The organism is Trichococcus sp. (genome assembly GCF_049589555.1).
Taxonomy (GTDB): domain Bacteria; phylum Bacillota; class Bacilli; order Lactobacillales; family Aerococcaceae; genus Trichococcus.
Genome location: NZ_JBAWAZ010000250.1, coordinates 1 through 6849 on the forward strand (window position 1 = coordinate 1; position 6849 = coordinate 6849).

8 protein-coding genes are annotated in these 6849 nt (G+C 46.3%); 5 read left to right on the forward strand and 3 right to left on the reverse strand.

Annotated features, from left to right (window positions below; translation table 11 throughout):
* The 5 genes from WBV27_RS09115 to WBV27_RS09135 all read left to right on the forward strand — a co-directional run.
* A partial coding sequence (locus WBV27_RS09115; protein WP_424201379.1) for a KUP/HAK/KT family potassium transporter occupies positions 1-1431 on the forward strand: 1431 nt, incomplete at its 5' end.
* A 428-nt stretch (positions 1432-1859) separates the two neighbouring features.
* Entirely contained in the window at positions 1860-2249 is a 390-nt protein-coding gene (locus tag WBV27_RS09120; protein WP_086628750.1) for a MerR family transcriptional regulator, read from the forward strand.
* A 46-nt stretch (positions 2250-2295) separates the two neighbouring features.
* Positions 2296-3630 (forward strand): type I glutamate--ammonia ligase, encoded by a 1335-nt coding sequence (gene glnA / locus WBV27_RS09125; RefSeq protein WP_424201382.1) that lies wholly within the window; start codon positions 2296-2298, stop codon positions 3628-3630.
* A gap of 401 nt (positions 3631-4031) precedes the next feature.
* Positions 4032-4922 carry an ABC transporter ATP-binding protein gene (locus WBV27_RS09130; RefSeq protein ID WP_424201384.1) on the forward strand — a complete coding sequence of 297 codons (891 nt, stop codon included), beginning with the start codon at positions 4032-4034 and terminating at the stop codon, positions 4920-4922.
* Complete coding sequence (locus WBV27_RS09135; protein ID WP_424201386.1) at positions 4915-5736, forward strand: ABC transporter permease subunit; 822 nt, start codon at positions 4915-4917, stop codon at positions 5734-5736. The genes WBV27_RS09130 and WBV27_RS09135 overlap by 8 nt, the downstream gene beginning before the upstream one ends.
* Positions 5737-5789: 53 nt before the next feature.
* Here the strand turns inward: WBV27_RS09135 and WBV27_RS09140 are convergent, their stop codons facing one another.
* From WBV27_RS09140 to WBV27_RS09150, 3 genes are all read right to left on the reverse strand, one after another.
* On the reverse strand, positions 5790-5963 hold the full coding sequence (locus WBV27_RS09140) for a hypothetical protein (protein ID WP_177208659.1): 174 nt from the start codon (positions 5961-5963) through the stop codon (positions 5790-5792).
* On the reverse strand, positions 5956-6435 hold the full coding sequence (locus tag WBV27_RS09145) for a GNAT family N-acetyltransferase (RefSeq protein ID WP_424201389.1): 480 nt from the start codon (positions 6433-6435) through the stop codon (positions 5956-5958). Before WBV27_RS09145 ends, WBV27_RS09140 begins: the two co-directional genes overlap by 8 nt.
* A 165-nt stretch (positions 6436-6600) precedes the next feature.
* Positions 6601-6849, reverse strand: a 249-nt coding sequence (locus WBV27_RS09150) for a P-II family nitrogen regulator (RefSeq protein ID WP_424201391.1), incomplete at its 5' end; no start/stop codon positions are given.

The window sequence follows — 6849 nt, forward strand, 5'->3', positions numbered from 1 at the left end:
GGGCTATGGCAAGTGCTCAGCAATCCGACTGTACTGCTTGCCTTCAATCCTATGCGCGGTATCGAACTGCTCCTGAGCGAACAGAACAATGCCGGCTTTATGATTTTGGGCAGCATTTTCTTGGCTACGACCGGTGCGGAAGCCTTGTACTCGGATATGGGGCATGTCGGCAAGAAGAATATCTATGGCAGTTGGCCTTTTGTCAAAGCGGCTTTGTTGCTGAATTACTTCGGACAAGGGGCTTGGTTGATGCAGGCCAAATCGAACACAGCGCTTTACCATATCGAGGACTTCAATCCATTTTTTGAAATGCTGCCGGGCAGTTTGCGATTTTTTGCGGTTCTGTTGAGTACCCTAGCCGCAATCATCGCTTCGCAGGCGCTCATTACCGGGTCCTATACGCTTGTTTCTGAGGCGATCAGCCTGAATCTGTTGCCGCATTTGAAGATCCAATACCCTTCCCAGACAAAGGGCCAAATGTACATCCCTTTGGTGAACAACATCCTTTGGTTGTCATGTATGGGGGTTGTTTTTTACTTCAAGACATCGATCCGGATGGAAGCTGCCTACGGTCTGGCGATCACCATCACCATGCTGATGACGACGATGCTGATGTTTGAATTTCTGCGCATAAAGAATTTCAATATCATCGTTTCGCTGCTTATGTTCGTGTTCTTCGGCACATTGGAGGCGACCTTCTTTATCTCCAGCGCAACCAAATTCTTCCATGGCGGCTATGTCGCGATCCTTATGGGCACCATTCTTTTCGCCATCATGTTCGTCTGGCATAAAGGGAGTAAGATTGAATCATTACAGCGATTGGAATACCCGATGACCGATTTCATCAGCCAGTTCAAAAAACTGAAGGAAGATGATTCGTTGCCTGTGTACGCGAATAACCTTGTCTTCCTGACGAGCAATCAAAATGCGGGCTCGGTTGATCGCGACATTCTCTATTCCATTTTGGATAAGCGGCCGAAGCGCGCCGACGTGTATTGGTTCATCAACGTAGCCGTCACCGATGAACCGTATACACAGGAATACAAAGTGGAGGATTACGGCACAGACTTCTGCTTCAAAGTGCAGTTGCGTTTGGGTTTCAAGATTGAGCAACGGATCAATGTATACTTGCGCCAAATCATCCAGGAAATGATGGAAGAGGGAAGAATCAAACCCCAAAAACAAACATACACAATCTATCACGACAAAGAAATCGGCGACTTCTGCTTTGTGTTGGTCCGCAAGGCCATCTCGCCAGAAAGCGATCTTTCTGTTTTCAGCCGCTTCATCTTGAGCTTGAAGTATAACATCAAGTCGTGGACAGGATCTCCCGCAAGGTGGTTCGGGTTGGAAAACACAAACCTGGTCATCGAACAGGTTCCCCTGTTCCTGAAGGCAAGGGAGGCCAGTCGGCTTACCCGAGTGGAATAGGCATCATGGGGGCACTGCTTTTTGATGGGAATAATAGATGTGGAGGCCGGGACTTATGTTCCGGCCTTTTTTAGTCATCGCTTCAGCCTGCCACTCACATTTTTTTTTAATATTTTTTTCATTAATGACCTCTTTTTTTATTTCCATGCGAGGAAATTGGCCTATCAAGGGGAGATGAAATGCCTTTCAAATGTTATTCTGACAAGGGTTTATCTATATGTAAGAAAATGTTACACGCGATGTTAAGGTAGCATTGACTTGAATGAGAATTTGGAGTATTCTTGTTGTATTAAATCACTCAATTAATTGTTAGCAAATACGATTAATTGCTGAAAAGAATTACCTTTTTCTCAACAGGCGTTAACTCCTGAAGAAAAAGTATACATCTGTGGTTCACTCAACTCAGAAGCTTCGATGGAGGGGTTGGTATGAAAGAAAAAGAGCTACGACGTTCGATGGCTGTTTTTACCATCGGAACAGTCATGCAGCTGACGGATCTGACAGCAAGACAGATCCGCTATTACGAAGAGCAAGACCTCGTTCATCCTAAGCGGACAGACACCAATCGCCGAATGTTTTCATTGAACGACGTCGATCGTTTACTGGAAGTCAAAGACTATTTGGCTGAAGGGTTGAACATCACTGCAATCAAGCGGATGTACAGTACCGAAAGACTGAAGAAGCAGCAAGAAGAGGAGCTTGAAAACAAGCACAAAAACTTGACAGACGAAGATGTCCGTCGCATCCTCTACAAAGAAATACTCAACGCAAGTGGATTTAACCCTGGGGATTCAAGCAAACCTTGGGGAAGATTATAAAAAAACAAAAAAATACACAAAGCATAGTCAAGGAGAGGGAATACAAATGCCAAAATTTACTAGAGAAGAAATCATCGCATCAGCAAAGAATGATAACGTCCGTTACCTACGCTTAATGTTCACTGACATTTTAGGAACAATCAAAAACGTGGAAGTTCCTATCAGCCAGTTAGAAAAAGTATTAGACAACAAAATGATGTTCGACGGTTCTTCCATCGAAGGTTTTGTACGTATTGAAGAAAGTGATATGTACTTGTACCCAGATTTGGATACATGGTTAGTATTCCCATGGGGCACTGAACAAGGCAAAGTTGCACGTCTGATCTGTGATATCTACCAACCAAGCGGCGAACCATTTGCTGGAGACCCACGCAGCAACTTGAAGCGCGCTCTTAAAGAAATGAAAGAATTAGGCTTCACTGAGTTCAACTTAGGACCTGAACCTGAATTCTTCCTGTTCAAATTGGATGAAAAAGGCAATCCTACCCTTAACTTGAACGACCAAGGTGGATACTTCGACTTGGCTCCTACTGACTTAGGCGAAAACTGCCGTCGTGACATTGTTTTGGAATTAGAAGCTTTAGGTTTCGAAATCGAAGCAAGCCACCACGAAGTTGCACCAGGACAACACGAAATCGACTGGAAATATGCAAATGCTGTTGAAGCTTGCGACAACATCCAAACGTTCAAATTGATCGTTAAGACTGTAGCCCGCAAACATGGCTTGCATGCAACATTCATGCCTAAACCAGTATTCGGAATCAACGGTTCCGGTATGCACTTTAACATGTCTTTGTTCAACGAAAACGGCAATGCCTTCTACGACAAAAACGATGATCGTCAATTAAGCGAAACAGCTTACCAATTCATCGCTGGTCTGATCAAACATGCTCGCGGCTTTACTGCTGTCTGCAACCCAATCGTTAACTCTTACAAACGTTTGGTTCCTGGCTATGAAGCGCCTGTATACATCGCATGGAGCGGAAGAAACCGTTCACCGCTGATCCGTATCCCAGAATCACGCGGCATGTCTACGCGTGTTGAATTACGTAGCGTTGACCCAGCTGCTAACCCATACTTGGCTTTAGCTACATTATTGGCTGCAGGTCTTGACGGCGTGAAGAACAAATTGGAAGCTCCAGCTCCAATCGACCGCAACATCTACCAAATGTCAGCTGAAGACCGTTACGAAAACGGAATTTTGGACTTGCCTACAACATTGCAAGAAGCTCTTGAAGAGTTATCTAAAAACCCATTATTGGTTGATGCATTAGGCGACCACATCAGCAACAACTTCATCGAATCAAAAGAAATCGAAGTAATGTCTTACATCCAACAAGTAACAGAGTGGGAAAGAGAACAATACTTGAATATGTACTAAGAGAGTGCGATGATTTGCGGGAGGGGATGAGCACTAAGAGGACTAACACTAAACGGACGTTTTTTGTCCGTGTGTGTTAGTCAGCTTAGGCGGAATCCCCTGCAAATCAGAACACGTTTAAAGAGCGAGATGAATCCCGCTCTAGAAATCGAGCACTAAGAAGACTACCACAAAGAGGACGCTTTTTGTCCTCGTGTGGTAGCCAGCTTAGGCACAGATTTCTGGGATTCAGAACGCGTTTACCAAGAGTGTGAGAAATCACGCACTTCCCCAAAAGGCCGAGACAAATTTGTCTCGGTCTTTTGTGTCGTTCAGGGAAGAAAAAGCGTGCTGTTGCTGTAAACTTCAGACGAGAAAACGTATAATGGATATATGCAAAGTTCTTTTGAGGAGGGATTACCGTGGAAGCAATCGAAATGGAAGGTTTGACCAAAATTTACCGCAAGCGTGCAGCTTTGGACAATATCCACCTCACAGTGGAGCAAGGAGAAAGGTTCGGGTTCATCGGGCCGAACGGGGCCGGGAAGTCGACAACCATCAAGCTGTTGCTTGATTTCATAAAGCCGAGCAAGGGAAGTGCCAGAATTTTCGGACTGGATGCCCAGAAAGACTCCGAGAGCCTGAAACGCATCATCGGTTATGTCCCGAGCGATGTGCATTACTACAGCAACCTGACCGTGGAAGAAATCCTGATGATGACGGGAAAATTCCACCATATCCAGAACATAAAGGAAATGATGGCTTATTACGTGGAACGATTCGCGTTGGAGCCGAAAAAGAAAATGAAGGACCTGTCGTTGGGGAATCGGAAAAAAGTTGCGATCGTGAACAGCTTGATCTTCAATCCGGAACTTTTGATACTTGACGAACCTACTAATGGGCTGGATCCTTTGATGCAGCATCGTTTGTTTGAAGAGCTGAACTACCACAACAAGGAAGGCGCGACCATCTTCATTTCTACGCATAACCTGCCGGAAGTGGAAGCATTCTGCACGCGTACTGCCTTCATCCGCGAAGGGAAAATCATTTCCGTGGAAGATATGGCATCCGGATATCAACCAGGGAAAGTGGTGACGCTGACCGGTTCAGCCATCGTAACGGAGGATTTCGAATCCAAAGGGTACCGTGTCCTTTCCAGGACCGACCGGGTGGTTTCGTTGTTGTATAAAGACAACGTGAATCAGATTTTGGCGGATATGTCATCCTTGGATTTGGAGGATATCGAAATCCGCAATCAGAATTTGGAGGAAAAATTCATGACCCTATATGGTGGAGGTGAATCCCATGAATAGCATCCGATTGGAATGGAAACAGGAACGCGGCGGGTTATTCGTTTGGCTTTTCTTTATGGTCCTGATTATGGGGCTGATGATGGCCATGTTCCCCGTCATGGCGAATCAAGGGATGGAGGACATCTTGACGACCAAGCTTGATGCGATGCCGCCGGAGATGCTGGAGGCCTTTTCGCTCACGAATGGAGCGAGCTTATTGCAGGCTACCGGATTTTTTGCTTATATTTTTCAGTATCTCTTTTTGGCCGCTTGCATTTTTGCAACGATGAAAGGGGCCCAGGCGCTGATCAAGGAAGAGACGAACGGAACAATCGAGTATCTGTATGCACAGCCGATCAGCAGAAAAGCCATTGTCACGAGCAAGTATATCGCCAATTTGGTGCTGCTGATGATCTTTTGGGTCGTCCTGTACGGAGCTGCCTTGGTGTTCATCTATCTGTTCAAGGAGGATGGAGCCGATTTTGTGGAAATCATAAAAGATATCACGCTGATTTTCGGCGCGGAGTCGTTGGTATTGTTGTTCTTTTATTCAATCGGCTTCCTTTTCTCGACGTTCATCGCGAGCAGCCGTTCAACAAGCGGAGTCGCGTTGTTGCTGGTGTTCGGCACGTACATGATCGGCCTTGTCTCGAAGATGGTCGAGGACTATGAATTCCTGCGTGTTTTGTCACCGATCGAATACGCACATCCAGCGGCCTTGCTGGAAGAGGGGATTTCATGGGAGTACATGGTCATCTGCATCATCGGAAGCTTGTTGGTATTGGGTCTGAGCTATCTCATCTACGGCAGAAAGGATCTGCGGATCCAGGTGTAGCATTTTCCATCAACAGGAATAAACAAAAAAAGCCCATTGCGGGCTTTTTTTGTTTAACCAAATGTCATGAAAAGTACTGCGGCGACGATCAAGGCGTAGGATAATTTCTCCAGGTTTTTCTTTGTGATTGGGTTCAGGCCTTTATCGTAGCGAGTCTGATACATGATCCAGACGTTGATTGCGATGCTGATGATTCCGAGTATGCTGGCTGTAAGATATTTATTCACGGTGTTCCTCCTGTCGGTTTTGGCTTTCTGTTTGGCTGTTCTGCGAATCGATGAGCATGTCGATGTGCGGGATATCATCCTCCAAGTAGATATCCGATACGGGCCGGAATCCGAATGAGGCATAAAAATCCTGCAAGTATGCTTGTGCTTGCGCGTGGATCGGTAGTCCAGGGAAATGCGTCTTTGCATATTCCAGGATGACCTTCATCAATTCTTGGCCGTAGCCATGGGTGCGTTCGCCCTGCGGGACAAGAACGCGTCCGATGCGCACATTATCTAGTTCCGGAATCAGCCGGGCATAAGCCAACAGCCTATCTTCCGCCTGCTTCCAGAAGTGGATGCTGACGAGGTCGGTGTCGTCCACCTCTTGATAAGGGCAATTTTGCTCCACAACGAAGACAGCGACCCGCTCTTTGTAGATCAGATGCAATTCCCTCGCCGTCAGTTCTTCAAAAGGTTTGATGACCCACATAGGTTTTCCTCCTTAGCGTTTGGTGGAAAACCACCTTCTCAGACCATTATAGCAAAGCGCAGGCAAACAAAAAACCGGGAAATAGCTTGCTGCAAAGAAATGAAGCCCAGGAGCCATCTCTATGAGAGAAAGCTACTGGACTTCATTTGCTGTTCGTTATTCGCTTTAATAATATTTCAGGGCAGCAGGGCCTGAATCGCTGTTGCTGATGCGGAAGGCATCGGCAACCGGGGAAACGAAGACTTTGCCGTCACCGACATGACCCGTGTATAAAGCTCGGCGGGCTGCACGGATGACTTCTTCGACAGGTACCTCGCTGATGATCGTTTCGATGCGGACTTTCGGTAAAAGATTGCCCTCAGCCTTCGCACCACGATAGAAGGTTTGTTGGCCTTTTTGGAGCCCGTAACCATG